Origin of the sequence: Hydrogenophaga sp. Root209 (assembly GCF_001428625.1) — a bacterium.
Lineage (GTDB): Bacteria > Pseudomonadota > Gammaproteobacteria > Burkholderiales > Burkholderiaceae_C > Hydrogenophaga.
The window spans coordinates 1-18622 of sequence record NZ_LMIE01000002.1 but is presented as its reverse complement, the minus strand read 5'-3'; the positions used below and the strand labels follow the sequence as shown (position 1 = coordinate 18622).

At 65.3% G+C, this 18622-nt stretch carries 20 protein-coding genes; 13 read left to right on the top strand and 7 right to left on the bottom strand.

Annotated elements, in window-relative coordinates; all coding sequences use genetic code 11:
- Positions 1–13 precede the first annotated feature (13 nt).
- Complete coding sequence (locus ASE11_RS02830) at positions 14–325, top strand: DUF736 domain-containing protein (protein WP_056265757.1); 312 nt, start codon at positions 14–16, stop codon at positions 323–325.
- A 57-nt stretch (positions 326–382) separates the two neighbouring features.
- Here the strand turns inward: ASE11_RS02830 and ASE11_RS02825 are convergent, their stop codons facing one another.
- Positions 383–673, bottom strand: a complete 291-nt coding sequence (locus ASE11_RS02825) for a helix-turn-helix transcriptional regulator (protein WP_056265752.1) — start codon at positions 671–673, stop codon at positions 383–385.
- A gap of 312 nt (positions 674–985) precedes the next feature.
- Between ASE11_RS02825 and ASE11_RS02820 the strand changes: the two genes are divergently transcribed.
- The 9 genes from ASE11_RS02820 (at position 986) to ASE11_RS02780 (ending at position 8242) form a co-directional block, all read left to right on the top strand.
- On the top strand, positions 986–1339 hold the full coding sequence (locus tag ASE11_RS02820) for a DUF2958 domain-containing protein (RefSeq protein WP_056265749.1): 354 nt from the start codon (positions 986–988) through the stop codon (positions 1337–1339).
- A 302-nt stretch (positions 1340–1641) separates the two neighbouring features.
- The gene (locus ASE11_RS02815) at positions 1642–2463 is read left to right on the top strand and encodes a DUF2285 domain-containing protein (protein WP_056265746.1); all 822 of its coding nucleotides are present in this window, start codon (positions 1642–1644) and stop codon (positions 2461–2463) included.
- An 84-nt stretch (positions 2464–2547) separates the two neighbouring features.
- Positions 2548–2856, top strand: a complete 309-nt coding sequence (locus ASE11_RS02810; RefSeq protein ID WP_056266240.1) for a helix-turn-helix domain-containing protein — start codon at positions 2548–2550, stop codon at positions 2854–2856.
- Positions 2857–2891: 35 nt separating this feature from the next.
- Positions 2892–3737, top strand: coding sequence for a replication initiator protein A (locus tag ASE11_RS02805; RefSeq protein WP_056265743.1), 846 nt, complete (start codon positions 2892–2894; stop codon positions 3735–3737).
- Positions 3738–3981: 244 nt separating this feature from the next.
- A complete protein-coding gene (gene parA, locus ASE11_RS02800; RefSeq protein WP_056265738.1) occupies positions 3982–4620 on the top strand; it encodes a ParA family partition ATPase in 639 nt (212 codons plus the stop codon).
- Complete coding sequence (locus ASE11_RS02795) at positions 4617–4889, top strand: hypothetical protein (protein ID WP_056265735.1); 273 nt, start codon at positions 4617–4619, stop codon at positions 4887–4889. The genes parA and ASE11_RS02795 overlap by 4 nt, the downstream gene beginning before the upstream one ends.
- The gene (locus ASE11_RS02790; RefSeq protein WP_235501175.1) at positions 4886–5467 is read left to right on the top strand and encodes a DUF2840 domain-containing protein; all 582 of its coding nucleotides are present in this window, start codon (positions 4886–4888) and stop codon (positions 5465–5467) included. The genes ASE11_RS02795 and ASE11_RS02790 overlap by 4 nt, the downstream gene beginning before the upstream one ends.
- The gene (locus ASE11_RS02785) at positions 5464–6015 is read left to right on the top strand and encodes a S26 family signal peptidase (RefSeq protein ID WP_056265732.1); all 552 of its coding nucleotides are present in this window, start codon (positions 5464–5466) and stop codon (positions 6013–6015) included. The genes ASE11_RS02790 and ASE11_RS02785 overlap by 4 nt, the downstream gene beginning before the upstream one ends.
- Positions 6016–6286: 271 nt before the next feature.
- Positions 6287–8242 carry a relaxase/mobilization nuclease and DUF3363 domain-containing protein gene (locus ASE11_RS02780; RefSeq protein ID WP_056265729.1) on the top strand — a complete coding sequence of 652 codons (1956 nt, stop codon included), beginning with the start codon at positions 6287–6289 and terminating at the stop codon, positions 8240–8242.
- 200 nt (positions 8243–8442) lie between these two features.
- Here the strand turns inward: ASE11_RS02780 and ASE11_RS02775 are convergent, their stop codons facing one another.
- Genes ASE11_RS02775 through ASE11_RS02755 form a run of 5 tightly spaced genes read right to left on the bottom strand, consistent with a single transcriptional unit; the run spans position 8443 to position 12690 of the window.
- Positions 8443–9180 (bottom strand): aspartate/glutamate racemase family protein, encoded by a 738-nt coding sequence (locus ASE11_RS02775; RefSeq protein ID WP_056265726.1) that lies wholly within the window; start codon positions 9178–9180, stop codon positions 8443–8445.
- 16 nt (positions 9181–9196) lie between these two features.
- Positions 9197–10186, bottom strand: coding sequence for a Bug family tripartite tricarboxylate transporter substrate binding protein (locus ASE11_RS02770; RefSeq protein WP_056265723.1), 990 nt, complete (start codon positions 10184–10186; stop codon positions 9197–9199).
- Positions 10187–10238: 52 nt separating this feature from the next.
- Positions 10239–11111, bottom strand: coding sequence for an amidohydrolase family protein (locus ASE11_RS02765; protein ID WP_235501174.1), 873 nt, complete (start codon positions 11109–11111; stop codon positions 10239–10241).
- Positions 11112–11160: 49 nt separating this feature from the next.
- On the bottom strand, positions 11161–11685 hold the full coding sequence (locus tag ASE11_RS02760; protein WP_056265717.1) for a cupin domain-containing protein: 525 nt from the start codon (positions 11683–11685) through the stop codon (positions 11161–11163).
- A gap of 27 nt (positions 11686–11712) precedes the next feature.
- Positions 11713–12690 (bottom strand): Bug family tripartite tricarboxylate transporter substrate binding protein, encoded by a 978-nt coding sequence (locus ASE11_RS02755; protein WP_056265712.1) that lies wholly within the window; start codon positions 12688–12690, stop codon positions 11713–11715.
- A 502-nt stretch (positions 12691–13192) separates the two neighbouring features.
- Between ASE11_RS02755 and ASE11_RS02750 the strand changes: the two genes are divergently transcribed.
- The 3 genes from ASE11_RS02750 (at position 13193) to ASE11_RS02740 (ending at position 17509) form a co-directional block, all read left to right on the top strand.
- Complete coding sequence (locus ASE11_RS02750) at positions 13193–14182, top strand: Bug family tripartite tricarboxylate transporter substrate binding protein (RefSeq protein WP_056265708.1); 990 nt, start codon at positions 13193–13195, stop codon at positions 14180–14182.
- A gap of 112 nt (positions 14183–14294) precedes the next feature.
- Positions 14295–16010, top strand: a complete 1716-nt coding sequence (locus tag ASE11_RS02745) for a thiamine pyrophosphate-binding protein (RefSeq protein WP_414842423.1) — start codon at positions 14295–14297, stop codon at positions 16008–16010.
- Positions 16007–17509 carry an aldehyde dehydrogenase family protein gene (locus tag ASE11_RS02740; protein WP_056265705.1) on the top strand — a complete coding sequence of 501 codons (1503 nt, stop codon included), beginning with the start codon at positions 16007–16009 and terminating at the stop codon, positions 17507–17509. Before ASE11_RS02745 ends, ASE11_RS02740 begins: the two co-directional genes overlap by 4 nt.
- Before the next feature lie 74 nt (positions 17510–17583).
- On the opposite strand, the gene ASE11_RS02735 is transcribed toward ASE11_RS02740, so the two are convergent.
- Complete coding sequence (locus ASE11_RS02735) at positions 17584–18378, bottom strand: citrate/2-methylcitrate synthase (protein WP_056265702.1); 795 nt, start codon at positions 18376–18378, stop codon at positions 17584–17586.
- Between the last annotated feature and the right edge of the window lie 244 nt (positions 18379–18622).

The window sequence follows — 18622 nt, the reverse complement described above, 5'->3', positions numbered from 1 at the left end:
AAAGGAAATCATCATGGCCAACATCGGCACCTTCACCGCTCAGAACGACGGCTTCATCGGCACCGTTCGCACCCTCACGCTCAACGTCAAGGTCAAGTTCGTGCGCAACGACAAGGGCAGCGAGAACGCCCCCGACTACCGCATCCAGGCCGGCACCGGCTACGACATCGGCGCCGCCTGGAAGAAGGTCAGCCAGTCCGAACGCACCTACCTGTCGGTGACGCTGGACGATCCTTCGTTTCCGGCCACCATCTACGCCCGCCTGATCGAGGAAGAGGACGGCACGCACAACCTGATCTGGTCGCGCAGCAAGCCGACGGCCTGACGGCCGGTCCGATCCCGCCGCCCTGGCGGGATCGCTGCTGCAGGCGAGCCTGCAGTCTCAGGCCGCGGTCGAACCCAGTTGGGCTTCGGTCGCGGCCATCAGGTCGGTCGCACCGCACTCCAGCGCTGCCGCGATCTTGAAGATGAGCGGCAGCGAGGGGATGTGCTCGCCGCGCTCGATCTTGCCCATGTGCGAGCGCTCGATGCCCGCGCGGTGCGCCAGCGCCTCCTGGGCCATGCCCTGCTCCGAGCGCAGCGCACGCACCGCCGCGCCGAAGGCTTGCGCCAGTTCGGCATCGAAGGTGGTGGCGCCGGCCGGACGGCCAGCTTGGACAGGACGCTTCTGCATGGACAGAAGCGTCCTGTCGAGAGACAATTAAAACCACGTTATCTTTAACTCATTCGCGATTTGCGCTGCCGCTTTGGTGAATCTCCGTATGGGTGTTTTCGTGCTTTTGCGTAACACTCGTGTATTTACGTAAAGCCTCAAAGCCACATTGGCTCAATCGAGCATTCACGTCATGCCGACTTTCAGCTTTCGTGCAAGGGTGCTTTTCTGCAAAAGCGCCTCTGCGTCTTTCCGGGGAGGCACGAAAGCGGCTTTGCGATTCGGTGCTTCTGATGCAACACGTGTTTCCGCACAGCGCCACGCACCCTGACCATGCCGACTGAACCCCTTGTGACCGACGAGCAGCGCGCGCAGTTGCTGGAGAACGGACGTGCTCGCGCCGCTGACGCGCAGGTCGACCTGTGGCCCGTGGTCCGTCTTTTCACGCCGGACGCGCACGCGACCTGGCTGCTCGCAGCGCTCGACCCAGCCGATGGCGACACCGCTTGGGGGCTGTGCGACGTGGGTATCGGCATGCCCGAGATGGGCAGCATCAAGCTGTCGGACCTCGCGACCATCGTCGGCCCTCAGCGGATACCGGTGCGGCGCGACTTGTACTTCCATGCCGTGCGGCCGATGTCGGAATCCCTGCGGCTGGCACAGGCCAACGGTTCGATCACGGATTGAGCAAAGGATCGCCGTGCGCGTCAGACCCCATGGGTCCGACTGCTGCTGATGCCATTCCCGGTCACGATCCAGACCGAAATGGACATGACAAACACGCTGCACCACGCCATGGTCAGTTTTGCCGCGATGGTCTTCCACCATCTTCCACCACGTGGCCGTCGCTTTGGGCCCGTTGTTGACGAGCCCGGCCACCATCGGACGCTCCCCCCCGCGCAGCCCTTCACGACCGGATCGTTGACCGATGAACCCGTAGCCCTTGCCGGCCGATGCGACGTTCCTGCACAAGAACAGGGAGTTCGCACATGGTCCATCTCGACGACGGCCAGTTGGCCGCCCGGCCGCCGCCCTGGCACGCCAGCGCGGCCTACCTCTACGTGTTGCATCTCGATGGCCCTGCGCTGGCCTGGGAGTACCTGCGGCGCCATCCCGGCTACGGTCTGGCCTGGCACACGCAGGACTTCGGCACAGCGAACACCTGGGGCTTGCGCACACTGGAAGACCCGGCGCTGGATGCGCGCGAAGCGCTGCCCGACTGGCTCAACGCCCGGGCCTGCACCATTCGCGTGATACCCGACGATGACCTAATCCCCGAGACCTCCCCCTTCGAGCTCTGGCGCCTACCGGGTCGCAAGCAGTTGCAGCACGATGGCCGAGGCCTCGTGCTCGCCGCGCGCTGGCCCGGCTGTTGTGTGCGCCTGATGCTGTCGCCCGAGTTGCACGATGGCATGCCGCACGCCTTTGCCATGCGCGCCTGCCGAGAACCCGGTGCACGTTACCGTGACCTGGCGAACGCTTTGGACCAGTTGGCCGCCGCCAGTCGCTGCGAGCCCTCAGCCGCAACCTGTCCACGGCCCAGCCAAAGTGCCCTGCAGGCGCTGCTGACCCTGCAGGCACTGGACGCCAGCCAGGCAGGCGCCTCGCTGCGCGAGATTGCCGAAGGGCTGTTCGGCTCGACCGAGGTCGCATCCGACTGGCACGCCGACAGCGCATTGCGTGCCCGCGTGCGGCGCCTGGTGCAGCGTGGCCGTTCTCTGTTGGATGGCGGCTACCGTGAGCTGGCGGGTCTCGATCCGCTCGCCCCTCCGCCCCTGGGACGAAACAGCCCCACTTCAGATCGTCCCTGAGCAGAACGCCCGCGCTTCCTGAGACTGCCTCCACCCGCCTGCAACCCCGCAGGCGGGCCTTCCTGACCGATGGAGGCGCCTCACATGCGACCCTTTCCCTTGCGGCCTGCCGCCGCATCCGCTCACTCGCCGCAGGCCTCCGCACAAGCTGCGGCCAAGCCGCAACCGCCGCGCTACCTCACCAACGACGAGGCCGCCGACTACCTGCGCCTGTCGCCGCGCACGCTGGAAAAGCAACGCGTCATCGGCGGCGGACCGCGCTTCCGCAAGTTCGGCCGGCGCGTCATGTACGCCGTCACCGACCTCGAAACCTGGGCCGACCAGCGCAGCTTCGAGGCCACGTCCGACCCCGAGTACGCCGAGCACCACTCGGCCGACAGCCGTGCGCGCTGAGGGGCGCTGCGCGCCCTCTCCCTTGCCAACGGCTGATGACCTTGCCAGCGCCACGTCCCCAGCGCCCGGCGGAACAGCTCGACCTGTTCCGCGCGCTGCCGGGCGACATGGCACCGCGCGACAGCCAGGACCTGATGGCCTACCCCTTCTTCTCGCTGGCCAAGTCACGTCGCACCAAGCCCATCGACTTTCGCAGCGGCAACGTCGCCATCCGCGTGGAAGGCACACAGGAACACGGCATCGCAACCATCTGGGACGCCGACATCCTCATCTGGGCTGCCAGCCAGATTGTGGAGGCGCGCGACGCCGGCATCACCACCTCGCGCCTCATGCGCGCCCGGCCCTACGAAATCCTGCGCTTCATCGGGCGCGGGGTCTCGCTGCGCGACTACCAGCGCCTCAAGGCCGCGCTGGATCGCCTGCAGTCCACCACCGTGGCCACGTCCATCCGCGAAACCACCGGCCGGCGCCTGCACCGGTTTTCGTGGATCAACGAGTGGAAGGAACTGGCCGACGCTCGCGGCACGCCGCTGGGCATCGAGCTGATCCTGCCGGACTGGTTCTACGCGGGCGTGCTGGACGCCACCCTGGTGCTCACCATCGACCCGGCCTACTTCGACCTCACCGGTGGCATCGAGCGCTGGCTCTACCGCCTGGTGCGCAAGCACGGCGGGCACCAGCCCGCTGGCTGGCAGTTCGACTTCAAGCACCTGCACCGCAAATCGGGCAGCACGGCGAAGCCGCACGACTTCGCCTGCGACCTGCGCGCCCTGGTGGCGCGGCAGTCCATGCCCGGCTACCGCCTGGGCATCGTCCGCATGTCGGGCACGGGCGCCGAAGTGCTGACGTTTCGGCCGGTGCCGCCCACGGCACGGGGATAAGCGGTTCATGGCTTGTGGACGGGCTCGTGCCATCGGGCGTGTGCAGCCACGTGCCATCAGGCGTGTGTCTATCGTGCCATCAGGCGTGCCAATCGGCCGCCAGCCCAATAGCGGCGCGGCTTTGCACCATCCGTAACTGCTCTAACCAGAATCATCTAACTGGTAGTGGGAGCGCGCCGTTTCGGTGGACAAGTGACGGTCGGCACGCCGCATGCGCCACGCTACGAGCAGGAGGAGCGACCCCATGATCCTGGCCCTGCTCAACCAGAAAGGCGGCGTGGGTAAGACCACGCTGGCCACCCACATCGCGGGCGAGCTCGCGCTGCGCGGTCAGCAGGTCGTGCTGCTCGATGCCGATCCGCAAGGCTCGGCACTGGACTGGACCCAGCGCCGCAGCCAGCAGGGTCTGCCCCGGCTTTTCAGCGTCGTCGGCCTGGCCCGCGAAACCCTGCACCAGGAAGCCCCTGAGCTCGCCCGCCGGGTTGATCACGTCGTCATCGACGGCCCACCCCGCATCGCGGCGCTGGCGCGCTCCGCGCTGCTGGCGGCCGACCGCGTGATCATCCCGGTGCAACCCAGTCCCTACGACCTGTGGGCCAGCGCCGAGATGGTGGCGCTGATCAAAGAAGCCCAAGTGTTCCGCCCGACGCTGCGCGCGGCCTTTGTCATCAACCGGCGCGTCAGCACCACCGTCATTGGTCGCGAAGCGCGCCAGGCGCTGGCAGAGCAGCCGCTGCCCGCGCTGCGCTCGGAAGTGCACCAACGCATCGTGTTCGCCGACAGCGTGGCCGCCGGCCGGCTGGCTTGCGAAACCGCGCCCGACAGCGCCGCTGCGCGCGAGGTGGCCGCGCTGGTCGATGAACTGCTTCGGTGGCCGTCATGACGGAAGAACGCACGCAGCGTGGCAAACGCATCGCCATTGGCTCGCGTCCGCCCGCCAACCCACAGGCCGAGGCCTGGGTGCGCCAGGGCGACGGCGAAAGCCTGCAGAAAGGCGACCTCTTCACCGCCCGCCTGACGCTGGACGTTACGCCCGCCATGCGCGCGCGCATCAAGGTCTCGGCGTTCACCCAAGGCACCACCGTGGCCGAGTTGCTGCGCGCCTTGCTGGAGCGCGAATTCCCTCAATCCCGTTCGGAGACATCCCCATGAACATGCAATCCACGCCCGACGGCACGGTCGCGCACGGCGCAGCACATTCGCCGCTGCCGCAGCCTCTTGCGCTGCAGCGCAACCCGGCCGGCACCCCGCCGCTGACCCGCGTCTCGCTGGCCTATGTCCACCAGCGGTTCAACCTCTACCTGCGCTTTGGCCAACCGGAACACACCCTGCAGCTCGACCATTGGCGGCGCTGCGCCGTCTTCAAACCGTTGGCCACGTTCTGCCGCGTGCGCTGGCAAGCCAATGACCATGGCACGACGCTGTGGCAGTTGATGGTGCTGCAGGCCGGCGCTCCGCTGGACACCCTGCAGCGCCTGCCCGGCGTGCGCCCGGGAGCACGCCTGTTGCTGCACGCCGAAGGCGAACTGAAGGTGCGCACCGTGCTGCAGCAGATCGACGCCATCGAGGCCCAGGGCATCGACGCCTGTACGGTCGCCACCGCGTACTGGTGCACGCTGGGCAACCGGCTCGCAGCGTGGACTGCTGGTCCGTCGTCTGCACCGCTTCAATTGCCTGCCTACACCGCCGAACGTCACGCCGCAGCATTGACCACGGGGGAATTGCAATGAGCAGCTCGCGTGCTTCCATCCTTGCGCTCGGCAGCGCGACGGCCGTCGCATTGGCAGCACTTGCCTGGGCCTCCTTCGCCAAGCCTTTGCCAAGCTTGGTCTACAACCCGTCAGACAGCGTGCAGATGGGCTGGTACAGCGTCAAGCCGCTGGAGCAGGACCCCACTCCGCAGCCAGCTGATCTGCAGGTCGGAAGCATCGTGCTCGTCCACCTGCCTGCCGAAGCCTCTGCACTGGCCGCGCAGCGCGGCTACCTGCCGCTGCACGTGCCACTGCTCAAGCGCGTGGGCGCCGTGGCACCACAACGCGTGTGCATCACCGGCCAGGTTGTGCGCATCGACGGGCACACCGTGGCCACCGCATTGAGCGTTGACCGTATGGGCCGCCCGCTGCAAGACTGGTCGCAATGCCGCCGCCTGCAGGCTGACGAGGTTTTCCTGCTCAGCGCGGCAAATCCGGCGTCGTTCGACAGCCGCTACTTCGGGCCGGTGCGCGCCGTCGATGTGATCGGCATTGCGCAGCCGCTGTGGCTGCAGGAGCAGCCATGACGGCCGCACGACGGCAGTCGTCGCTGCCACCGGTGCATCGCCTCACCGTGCCCACCGGCCCGGTGGACCGCGTGAATGCACGGGGAAAGATGCAGGGCAAGATAAAAGGTCGCGGCACCCGGCCGCTTGAAAACCCTGTCTGCACAAGGGGTTGGCGCGGCACGCGCCAAGGGGTAGCGGCGTGCCGCGAGAGTGCGCAATGCCGCATCGGCATTGGAGAAGGCGCGTGCTTCGCCCGCTTGACTGCGCCGGTCTTGGATGGAGTCGCCCGATGAGCCACAGCAATGACGACCCCTTTCGGCTCCGTCCCGGCACGCCGAAACAGCGCGGCGACGCTTTCATCAACAAGGTGCTGCGCCAGACCAACAAGGCCGGCGCCAAGCTCGGCAAGCGGGTCGGCGAAACCGGTCAGCGACCCGGTTCCCGGCTGGGGCGCGGCCATGTCGCGGCCCGGTTCGCCGGGGCCTCGCTCACGCCCAACGCCCGCCGCGTGACGATCAAGGCGCGACTGCTCCATCTGGCCAAGGTCGGGCCGCGCTCAACCGTTACGCACCTGCGCTACATCGAACGCGAAGGGGTTGATCGCCAAGGCGGGCCGGGCCACGCCTATGGTCCGACCACTGGCGCGGCGGACACCGCCGCTTTCGAGGAGCGCGGACGCGAGGATCGCCACCAATTCCGCTTCATCGTCTCGCCCGAGGACGCCGAACAGCTCGACGATCTGCGCACCTACACCCGGCACTTGATAGCGCGCATGGAGTCGGACCTGGGCACCCAACTGGACTGGGTGGCGGTGGATCACTGGAACACCGACAACCCGCACACGCACGTCGTCCTGCGCGGCAAGGACGACACCGGCAAAGACCTCGTCATTTCCCGCGACTACATCGCTGTGGGGATGCGCTACCGGGCCACTGAACTGGCAACCGAGTGGCTGGGGCCGCGCACCGAGTTGGAGATCCAGCACGCCATGCAACGCGAAGTCGACCAGGAGCGGTGGACGAGTTTGGATCGTACCTTGCAGCGCGTGGCCAAGGACGGTCTGGTGCTGCCGGAGACGCTAGCCGATCCCCGGTTGCAACGTCAGCGGCAAATGCTGATCGGACGCCTACAGCGCTTGCAGCGCATGGGGCTGGCGACTGAGCAGAAGCCCGGCGTGTGGGCCATTCATCCCGAGACCGAGCCGACACTACGGGCCATGGGTGAGCGCGGTGACATCATCCGCACCATGCAGCGCGCCATGAGCGGCAAGCAGCGTGAGTTGGCCGTGTTCCAGCCCGGGGAGGGAGGCCGTTCCATCGTCGGCCGCGTGGCCGCCAAAGGGCTGGCAGACGAGCTGTACGACAAGGGCTATCTGGTCATCGACGGGACCGACGGCAAAGCGCACTACATCGCTCTGCCGCCGCAGTCGGAACTGGAGCAGTACCCGAGCGGCGCCGTGGTGGAGGTGAAAGGTGCAACCGAAGTGCGCGCCGCCGACCAGAGAATCGCCTCGCTCGCGGTGGGCGGCATCTATCGCACCGACCATCACCTTGCGCTTGCGCAGAGCCAAGCCCCACCCGACCGTGACCCGCGCGAGGTCGTGGCGGCGCACATCCGTCGGCTGGAAGCCCTGCGCCGCGGCGGCATCGTGGAGCGCATGGTCGAAGGCGCCTGGCGAGTACCTGATGACCTGGTCGAGCGAGGCCGCCAATACGATGCCCAGCGCCTGGGCGGTGGCGTGGTGGTGGAGCTGAAATCGCATCTCCCGATCGAGCAGCAGTCCCACGCGATCGGCGCTACTTGGCTCGACCAGCAATTGATCGGTGGCGGTAATGGGCTGGGCGACGTGGGCTTTGGCAGCGAGGTCAAGGATGCACTGCAACAGCGTGCCGAGTTTTTGGTCGAACAGGGGCTGGCAGAGCGACGCGGGAAGCGTGTGATTTTGGCGCGCAATCTGTTGGCGACGTTACGCGGACGCGAGTTGGCAAAGGCCGCACAGGACATTGCGGCTGAAACCGGACGGGAACATCGCCCGGTGACAGATGGCAACCGCGTTGCTGGCATCTATCGCCGCAGCATCATGCTCGCCAGCGGGCGCTTCGCGATGCTTGATGACGGCGTGGGGTTCAGTTTGGTGCCGTGGAGGTCGGTAATCGAGCCTTGGCTAGGACAGAAACTCGCAGTGTCTGTGCACGGCAACCAAGTCTCCTGGGAGTTCAGGCGGCAGTTGGGGACAGTGATATAGATCAACGATGATTACCTGATAGGTACCGACACGTCAGAACTGAAATTGAGGCTTCTCCCACTACACTGGCCTAATGCTGCACCGCGAGGACATCGCCCGCACATCGACACGATCTACGTCAAGCTCTGGGAGCCGTGGACCTGCCACTCGTTGCGGATGTGATGGTGCGGCAATCTGCCAATAAGGAGACGACAGCCGCTTCAGTGGCCTGCAACGTGTCCGAGTAGGCGGCCATAGCCGGGCACAACCGCGCTTATGCCGAGCCTACGCATGCAATCCCAGGCAACTGCCGAATTGCTGGTGATGACAGGGCTTCCAAGGGAGCACTCCAGAGATTCAATAGCTTCGGCTGTCCGTACGGTCGTGCAGCTAAGTACGTACGCCTCAGCCTCGGTTTGGACCTGTGACAGGGCAAAGGCTTGCCATGCCTCAGGCGTAACGGCCATCATCTCTCGGCCAGTACTGCAATTCAGGCCGACATTTCCCAACACATCGAACCCCCGTCGAACGAAGTAGGCAGTCTCTCGCTTGTTGACCTCTTCCGTGTAGGGTGAGAGCAGCACCACCCGGCGTGCCCGCATGGCATCCAGCGCAGCCACCAGAGATTGCGATGTCGCCGTAGCCGGGAGTCCCGTGGCAACACCGATGCGCTCCAGGATTGACGCCTCCAGCTCCGCGCTGTAGGTCGAAACCGCGGTGCAATGGAATACCACGAGATCGACGCCCGCGTCCGCAAGCAGTGCGGCCGCAGCTTCGACATCGTGCGTCATGCTGAGCAAGCCCAGCTCGGAACTGTCCACCAGCTTCAGTCGCGTGACGGCGATGCCGACGTCCCTGGGCAGCATCGCCCGAATCTGGGGCTCGGCGGCCTGATTCACGGAAGGCAGCAGCAGACCGATTCGCCCGCGCGATCCATAGTCGAGAACGGGTGTTTCCATTTCGGCCCCCTCTTCCCTAGTTCAATTTCAGGCCGAGTTCCTTGATCAGAGGAGCGTATCGTGTTGTTTCCCGTTGAATGGTGGCATCCATTTCCTCCGGGCTGGTCCCGACTGTCTCAAGCCCGAACGCCATGAGCTGCTCCTTGACATCCTTGCGGCGCAGCACCTCCACCACATCTCGGTTAATCTTGTCGATGACTCGCCTTGGGGTACCGGCGGGTGCCGACAAGGCGTTCCACATCACGACCTCATAGCCCTTGAGTCCTGCCTCCGCCAGCGTGGGCACGTCGGGCAGTGCCGGCGAGCGAAGGGGCCCAGTTGTTGCGAGTGCGCGGATCTTTCCGGACTGAAAGTGCGGGATATTTGAGGCGATTCCGTCGAAGCTGACCTGGACGTCACCCGATAACATGCCCTTGAGCACCTCTGAGGCACCTCGGTACGGTACGTGGACCAAGCGGGTGCCAGTCTGTCGCATGAAAAGCTCGCCCGAAAGCTGCGTGGACGTGGTGCTCGACCCGTAGTTGATGCCTCCCGGGTTGGCCTTCGCCGCAGCCACCACGTCGGCCACTGTCCTGAAGGGCGTGCGGTCGGTCGCAGTGAGGACCAGTGACTGCCGAGCCACGATCGAGATGGATGCAAAGTCTTTGACAGGATCGTAGGGCAACCGAGAGTAGAGAGCCGGATTCAGGGTGTAGGTCGAATCCAGGGGCATGAACAACGTATAGCCATCGGGTGCTGCTCGGGCAACTTCCTGCGCGGCAATCAGCGTATTGGCGCCGCCCTTGTTGTCGACGACCACGGGCTGGGCCCACTTGTCCGACAAGCGCTGTGCAATCGCGCGACCCAGCACGTCGGCGGGCCCGCCCGGGGGGAACGGGATGACCAAGCGAACCGGTTTGGACGGAAAGTCGGAGGCAGACTGATCCTGTGCCACTACAGCCGAAGTGGCGAGGGCCAGGAACGGTGCGAGCAGCGCCGCACGGCGCAGCAATCGGATCATGGACATGGGTTCTCCTTGGGATGGAATGGCTACGGTGTCGAGGGAGCAGACAGCCCGCTCAGAATCCGTAGAGTTGTTCGGGATTGAGCACGAGGATCCGGTGGCGCAGCCGCTCGTCCGGCACCCAAGTTAGCAATTGATCTAGCAGGTCAGCGGTATTGGGCATCAGCCCCTTGAAGGACACGTGAGGCCAGTCGCTGGCCCATACCAGGCGATCCGCTCGCGCGGCGAGCAACGCCTGTACATAGGGCACCATGTCATCGTAGGGCGGCGGCAAGGCTGACATCCGGTAACCGCACGAGAGCTTGACCCAGCACCGCCCGGTGTTCACCAGCCTCAGCAATGCTTGGAACCCGGGTTGATCCAGCCCTTCAGTTGGCCTCAACGAGCCCATGTGGTCAATCACGACGTCCGTAGGGAGTTCACGCAGCGTCGCCTCGATGTCAACCAAGGGGACGCGGCCTTGGTCGTCCATGACATGCAGTTGCACATGCCAGCCCAGGCGGGCGATGCGTGCCGCCAGCGCTGGCATCTCAGCCAACGGTACGGCACCTGCATGGCCAATGTTGTAACGCACGCCACGCACTCCGGCCTCATGCATCCGGTCCAACTCGGCATCCGGCACCTCGGCCCGCAACGCGGCGATGACACGCGCCGGACGTCCAAGTTCGGCCACAGCCTCTAGGTGCCGGCGATTGTCGGTGCCGTAGCCGCTGGGCTGCACCAAGACCAGGCGCTGGACTCCAAGGATGTCGTGCAGTTCCCTCAGCTTGGCGGGCAGTGCGTCGGGCACGTCGAAGGCACGGGTCGCTGCAACAGGATAGCGGCTGGCGGGTCCGTAGACATGCACATGGCAATCCGTCGCACCTGGCGGACAGGCCAGTTGGGGCCGGCGGAAAACTGGATCGGGAGGCTGACAGAGCGGAATCATGGAGGGATTGAGCAAAATCGACGAAGCGGGGATGACTACCAATACGCGATCATTCGAAGATGCGATCCTCGTGAAGCACCACTGGCACTTCCTTGTTCTTCTCCGAGTAGCCGTCGAAGGGTTTGCCCTCCAAGTCGATGCGAGCGAGCACATCGCTGTCTGGGTCGATATGCGCACCGATGCGCAAAATGACAAGTGGTTCGTCGTCTTCCTTGGCCTGGAACCAGTAGAAAACTCCCGCAGGTAGCAGTACGCAGTCGTTTCTGCCCACTTCGCGCGCCTCTCCGTTCGGCCCATGGAATGTCGCTCGGCCTTGCAGGATGACGAACACATGGTCCTCGTTGGAGTGCGCGTGGATCTCGTTTTCGCCGCCGCTGGCGTAGGTCTTGAGCACGACGTTCATGTAGCGCGAGGCGCCCAGCACCTGGTTGGTCCGCCCCTGCATCGGCAATTGGGCACGAATATGGAAGAAGCTGGGCTGCCCCGGCCGGGTGAGACGTGCCATCTCCGCGCGCCATTCAGCTGCACTGTGGACGATCGGAGCAAAGCTGCGAGAAAGAGAAGTGGTGCTCATGGTTGGTTCCTTCAGGAGTGGAGAAAGTCAATCGATCTTGATACCGGCGTCCGCAATGACGGGACGCCAGCGCGCGGCCTCTGAGGCAATGAAACTGCGCAGTGCCTGGGGCGAACTGACGTCGGCCAGCAGGCCCGCGGCCAGGAGCTTTTCCTGTACGTCCTTGGCGGCGAGCGCCTGCGACAACGCCTGGCTGAGCTTGTCCACCACGTCCGCCGGCGTGCCCCTGGGCGCGAGCAATGCCATCCAGACATCAATATCGGGCAGCTTGACGCCCACGTCGGCCAATGTCGGCACATTCGGAAGCGACGGGATGGACCTGGTGCTCAGCCGTGCCAACGGGCGCAAGGTGCCCTTTTCAAAATGGGGCATAGCGGCCGTGATACCGTCGATGGTGAACGTGACGTCCTTGGACAGCAGACCCTGCGTCGTACCCGCACTGCCTTTGTATGGCACAGAGACGACCTCCTTGCCCAGCGTGCGTTTAAGCAGCTCTCCAGAGAGCTGCGAGGTAAATGTGCCAAAACCATAACTCAGCGCGGAGGGATCGGCCTTTGCCTGCGCCACCAGCGCTTGCATCGACTGCGGTCCGGTCTGATGGGTCACGATCACCAACGGGGTGGTGGCCACTTTGCCGATCGGCTCGAAGTCTCGGATGGGGTCGTAGGGCAGCTTCGCATAGAGGTACTGATTCATTACCAGCGTGCTGTCGATTGCCATCAGCAGCGTATAACCATCCGCAGGGGCTTTGGCGACGGCATCCGCGCCGATGATGGTGTTGGCGCCTGGCTTGTTGTCCACAACGATGGTCTGACGCATCGCCTGACCCATGCGCTGCCCCACCAAGCGGGCCAACAAGTCGGTGGGACCTCCGGCAGGGAAAGGCACGACCAGTCTGATGGGTCGATCGGGAAAATCGCGAGGGCCTTGCGCTTGCGCGAGGACCGGTAGGGCGGCGCAACAAAACGACGCGACAAAAGTGGCTGCGACCTTGGAAATCTTCATAGTGTTGTCTCCTGTGGCTGTTTCCGGTAACCGCGATTCGTTGTCACGGTGGCTTCCTGTTCCGAGTGAATTCTGTTGGGCCGTTGCAGGCAAGGCAATGCGGTGCAATCAATTCTCTGTATCGAAGAAATGAATGCAGAGCCGCTTCTCGCATGCAGACATGGGTAGCAGTTGTGGTGCGCAGCACGCCATGTACCGCGTACCGCAACGCTAGCAGGCTGCCAGGGTTGCTCGGTATGCCTTGCGGACCGGCGCCGCGCATACACACTTCCGCGTCGATGCAGCTAGGCAAAGCTCAAGTAACTGTGCTGCTGCCGGTTTCAACAACGCGGATTGAGTCTCCAATCAACCTAGGAATTGCACTGATGCCCCTGTGGATGCAGGCACTTTCCACAGCATTTTTCGTTGGTTGAGAGTGCATTCAAGCTTGATGACATCCAAAGTGGTTCCTAGGATTCGAGACTTCTTAGGAAGCCTCGAATTACCCACCACCGGAGACACCATGAAACTATCGATACCTTCGCGTCGCTCACTCCTCGCGACTGCGTCCATCCTCGCCGCGATCATGGGCCACCCTGCCATCGCGCAAGACAACTACCCCAGCCAGCCCGTCACCCTGGTCGTACCGTTCACGCCGGGGGGCAGCAACGATGTCATTGCCAGAATGATTGGTCAGCGGCTCAGCCAGATCTGGCAGCAACCGGTTGTCGTGGAAAACAAAGCTGGCGCTGCGGGCAGCATTGGCACCGACCATGTGGCCAAGGCCACTGCGGACGGCTACAAGCTGCTGATCACCAACAACAACACCATGTCGATCAATCCGGTACTGCTGCCGAACACGCCGTACGCCGTCGCGCGTGATTTCACCCAGATCACTCAGCTCGGCGTGGTTCCCGTTGTTCTGGTTGTGAACGCCAACGTGAAAGCCAAGACCGTCAAAGAGCTCGTCGACCTTGCAAAGTCCGCGCCTGGGAAGCTGTCCTATGCTTCTTCGGGCACGGGCAGCCCGCAGCACCTGTCAGCAGAGCTCTTCAAGTCGATGACGGGCACCGACATCATTCACGTCCCCTACAAAGGCGCGGCGCCGGCGATCACTGACCTGCTGGGAGGCCAGGTGGATCTGCAGTTCGGTGCCATCAACTCGCTGCTGCCGCACATCCGTAGCGGAAAGTTGCGCGCGCTGGCCGTCGGCGGCGCCCGGCGCGCGAGCCTGCTGCCCGATGTGCCCACTGTCGCTGAGGCAGGACTGCCCCGCTACGACAGCGAGATCTGGCTCGGCCTTGCTGCTCCTGCGAGGACGCCTGCTGCGGTCATCAAGCGGATCAGCACCGATGTCATCGGAGTCCTGGCGGAACCCGCGGTGAAGGAAAAGCTCGCCGAGCAAGGCATCGAAGCGCGATCCAGTACTCCTCAGGAGATGACCAAGCTCGTCGAGAAGGACACCGAGCGCTGGGCGAGCGTGATCAAGAGCGCAGGCATCAAAGCCGAATGAACGGAGCACTCAATTGAATTCCAGGCGACCAACCCCACTGCGCCGCGACGTGCCTGTCCCTAGCCATGGCCATGGCTACGGTAGCTTGTGGGCCAGCGACGCGATCGCGGAGATGATCCGCGCGCTCGACATCCCCTATGTCCTTCTGAACCCTGGTTCTAGCTTCCGGGGACTGCACGACAGCCTGGTGAACCATCTCGGGAACGTCGATCCCCAGATGCTCGTGGTTCTCCATGAGGAGCATGCGGTAGCCATCGCCCATGGCTATGCGAAGGTGACCGGAAAGCCCCTCGCGGCCATCGTTCACAGCAACGTGGGTCTGATGCACGCATCCATGGCGATCTTCAATGCGTGGGTGGACCGTGTGCCGGTCGTGGTCCTGGGCGCCACCGGCCCGGTGGATGCCGCCAAGCGGCGCCCCTGGATCGACTGGATGCACACCGCGCAGGACCAGGGCGCGCTCATCCGCGACTTCAGCAAGTGGGATGCGCAGCCGGCCTCCGTCGGCGCGTCTTACGAAGCGCTGCTAAGGGCCAAACAGATCGCACTGACTGCGCCCGCAGGTCCGACCTACGTGTGCTTCGATGTCTCCCTCCAGGAAACGCGGATCGACGCGATCCCCCCGCTGCCAGACGTCAGCCGCTATCCGGTTCCTTCGCCTGCGGCGCCCGCGCAGGAAGCGTTGGCACGGGCAGCGGACCTCCTTTCCTCTGCGGTTCGTCCGGTCATCCTCATGGGTCGGGTCTCCAGGTCGAGCGAGGCCTGGCGTCAACGCATCGAACTGGCCGAGAAGCTCAACGCGCAGGTTCTCACGGATCTGCGGGCCGGCGCTGCGTTCCCCACGGATCACCCGTTGCACGCGGCGGTGCCGGGCGTGTTCCTGACGCCGGACGCGGCCCGCACGCTGCGTGCGGCCGACGTCGTCCTGAGTCTGGACTGGTACGACCTGAGCGGGACGCTACAGCAGGCGTGGCGCAACGAGGACGTGGACGCCAAGGTGATCCAGATCTCGCTCGACCACTACAGCCATCGCGGCTGGAGCATGGACCACCAGGGCCTGCCGCCGGTCGACGTGTTCATGCCGGTCGAACCCGACGTCGCTGTTCCGCTGCTGTGTACCGCTTGCGCGAGCCGACCGGCCCGCAATGAGGCCGTGACGGTCACGGTCACCAGGTCGCCATCGCCGGAGGACGGCACCATCAGCATCGCGATGGTCGCGGATGCCCTGCGCCGGGCGGCCGGCAGTCAGCCCGTGACGCTGATCCGCGTGCCGCTGGGCTGGAGCGGAGAGATGGGCCATTTCCGGGATCCGCTGGACTACCTGGGCATGGATGGCGGCGCCGGCATCGGATCCGGTCCGGGCATGGCGGTCGGCGCGGCGCTGGCGCTGCGCGCCAGTGATCGCCTGCCCGTGCTGATGACGGGCGATGGTGACTACCTGATGGGTCTGACGGCGCTCTGGACGGCAGCGAACGCCGGCATCCCCCTGCTCACCATCGTCTGCAACAACCGCTCGTTCTTCAATGACGAATTGCACCAGGAGCGCGTCGCGCGTGACCGCGACCGCCCGGTGCAGAACCGCTGGATCGGGCAGCGGATCGGAGACCCGGACCCGGACCTCGCCCAGCTGGCGCAGGGCCTGGGACTGCAGGGCTTCGGACCGACATCTGACCCCGCCGAGCTCGACGAGGTCCTGGCTCGCGCCGTCGCTGCGGTGCGAGAAGGCTCGACCGTGGTCGTCGATGTGCGGGTGACGCCGGGCTACAGCGCCGCCATGGCGTCGGGCATGACACGGTCGCATGAGGATGCGCAAGGAGGTGGAGTATGAGCACGGATGCCATCGTCCTGCCGGACAGCGGCGACCTGAGCCCCTACGTCAAGGGCATCCTGCCCCGGTCGAGTGGCCTCTTCTGGGCGGGCCAGTGGCAAGGGGGCTCGGGGCAGACCATCCCGACCTTCAATCCGTCGACGGGCGAGCTCCTGGCCGAGGTCAACGCCGCAGCGGCGGCGGAGGTCGGCGCCGCGGTCGCCTCGGCGAAGGCCGCCTTTGCGGCCTGGGCCGACACGCCCCCGCTCCAGCGCGGCGCGCTGCTGCGGGAAGCTGCACGCCGCGTGCGGCAGCACGCGCGCGAGCTGGCCCTGCTGGACGCCGCCAACTGCGGCAACCCGGTGCGCGCCATGCAGATGGACGCCGAGATCGCAGCCACCCAACTGGACTATTTCGCGGGCTTGGTTCTCGAGATCAAGGGAGAAACCATCCCGACCGCGAACGGTGCGCTGAACTACACGCTGAGGGAGCCGCTCGGCCCCGTGGCCCGGATCTTTCCCTTCAACCATCCGTTCATGTTCGCTGCGGGGAAGATCGCCGCGCCGCTCGCGGCGGGCAACACGGTCGTCATCAAGCCGCCGGAACAGGCGCCGCTGTCGACCATTCGGTTGATGGAGATCCTGGACGGCCTGTTCCCTCCCGGCGTGCTGAACTGCGTCACGGGTGGCCGGGAGACCGGCGCCGCGCTCTCGGCGCATCCGGATGTCGCCGCTGTTGCGTTGATCGGAAGCGTCGGCGCGGGCAAAGCGGTCCTGAGGTCCGCCGCCGACACGATGAAGCACACGCTTCTTGAACTCGGCGGCAAGAACGCGATGGTCATCTATCCGGATGCCGATCTGCGCAGCGCGGCAGAGGGCGCCGTGCGCGGCATGAACTTCACGTGGTGCGGGCAGTCCTGCGGATCCACCAGCCGCTTGTATGTGCACCGGTCCATCCACGACGAATTCATGCAGAGCGTCGCGCGGGAACTCGCGCAGAAGCATCGGCCGGGCATTGCGACGCACTCGGACACGACCATGGGGGCGATGGCCAGCCGTGCTCAGTACGAACGCGCGCTGCACTACATACAGGCGGGCATCGAGGACGGGGCCACGCTGTTCACTGGCGGCAGCGCGGCGCGCGAGGCGCATCTGCAGGCCGGCCTCTTCGTCGAACCCACGATATTCACCGATGTGCGTCCCAATATGCGCATCGCTCGGGAGGAGATCTTCGGGCCCGTGCTCTCGGTGTTCTCCTGGGAGGACGAAGACCAGTTGTTCGCAGATGTCAACGCCATCGAGCTGGGGCTGACGGCCTCGGTCTGGACCACCAGCCTCAACACTGGTCTGCGTGCGGCCAAGCGCATCCAGGCGGGGTACTTGTGGATCAACGAATGCTCGATCCACATTCCGGGCGCGCCGTTCGGCGGCTACAAGCAGTCCGGTGTCGGCCGGGAGGAGTCCAAGGAAGAGCTGCTGGAGTTCACACAACTCAAGAACGTCCACGTGAAGCTCCGCTAGTAGGGGCCACTGCAGGCACGCCGGGGCCCTGCCCTTGACCGCGCTTCGCCCGCAGCAGGCTGAGGAGAGCCCGGCTAGCTGCCGCGCTCCGGCGTCGGAACGTACCGGGCGCGCGGTCGCCAGAGCCCGGTCGCGCCGCGCTGCTCCTGCACATGCGCCGCCCACCCGGCCATGCGCGCCACCAGGAAGATCACGCCCGCGGACCAGACCGGCAGCCCGAGCGCGCGCACCAGGCACACGACCCCGAACTCATGCCGCGGGTGATCGCCAAGCTCCTCTTGAGCCCATCGCACGAAGGCGGCCACCCGATCCATGTTGAACGCGTTGCCGGACAGCTCGGCGGCGAGGGACAGCAAGCACCTCGCGCGCGGGTCGCCGCGCGGGTAGAGGGGATGGGTAAACCCCGGGATGCGCTGCCCGTGTGCATGGAGGCGCAAGGCCTTCTCGCGCAATGCCGCTGCGGCGGGCCTAGCAGTGATGAACCGGTCCACGACCTCGTAGTGACGGGCAATCTCCGTCCCGGCGCTCGCGCAGATGCCCACCGCGATACAGTCGAACAGGCTCGCACCGCCCGAGGCGGCTGCGCGGACCGCCAGCGTGCCCGGCGGCAATTCATGGTCGGCGAGCAGCACGAGCGCCGCGTTCATGGCGTGGACTCGCTCCGGCGAGCTCTCGCGTCCGAATGCCCGGAGCAGGTTCGAAGCAATCGGCTCCGAGGGGTTCGGCCGCGTCGGCACCCTGCCTGAACCGAGGTACCCGATCGCCTCGGCCACGGCGCAGATCAGAAAGCGTGCATCGTGGGCGACGGCGCCCGCCGGATCGCTGGCCGCTGCACGCCCGCTCGCTCGTCCCAGCTGCAGGGCCAGCATGGCCAGTGCTTCATACACGAAATGCGGATCCCCACCCTGCAGGATCCCCCGGCATGCATCGGCAATCCTCGCCTGGTCGCGCGGGTGAATCCGCCACGCAGCGACTCCCGCAAGATCGAGCGGAGCTCCCCGGGGTCTCCTCGTTTTCAGTGCAATAAGTGACGGTACGAAAAGCTAGCACTGGCGCGGAGGTGGTGTTGGTAGATCGTTGATTTCATTGACTTTCCTGTTCACTTTCAAATCT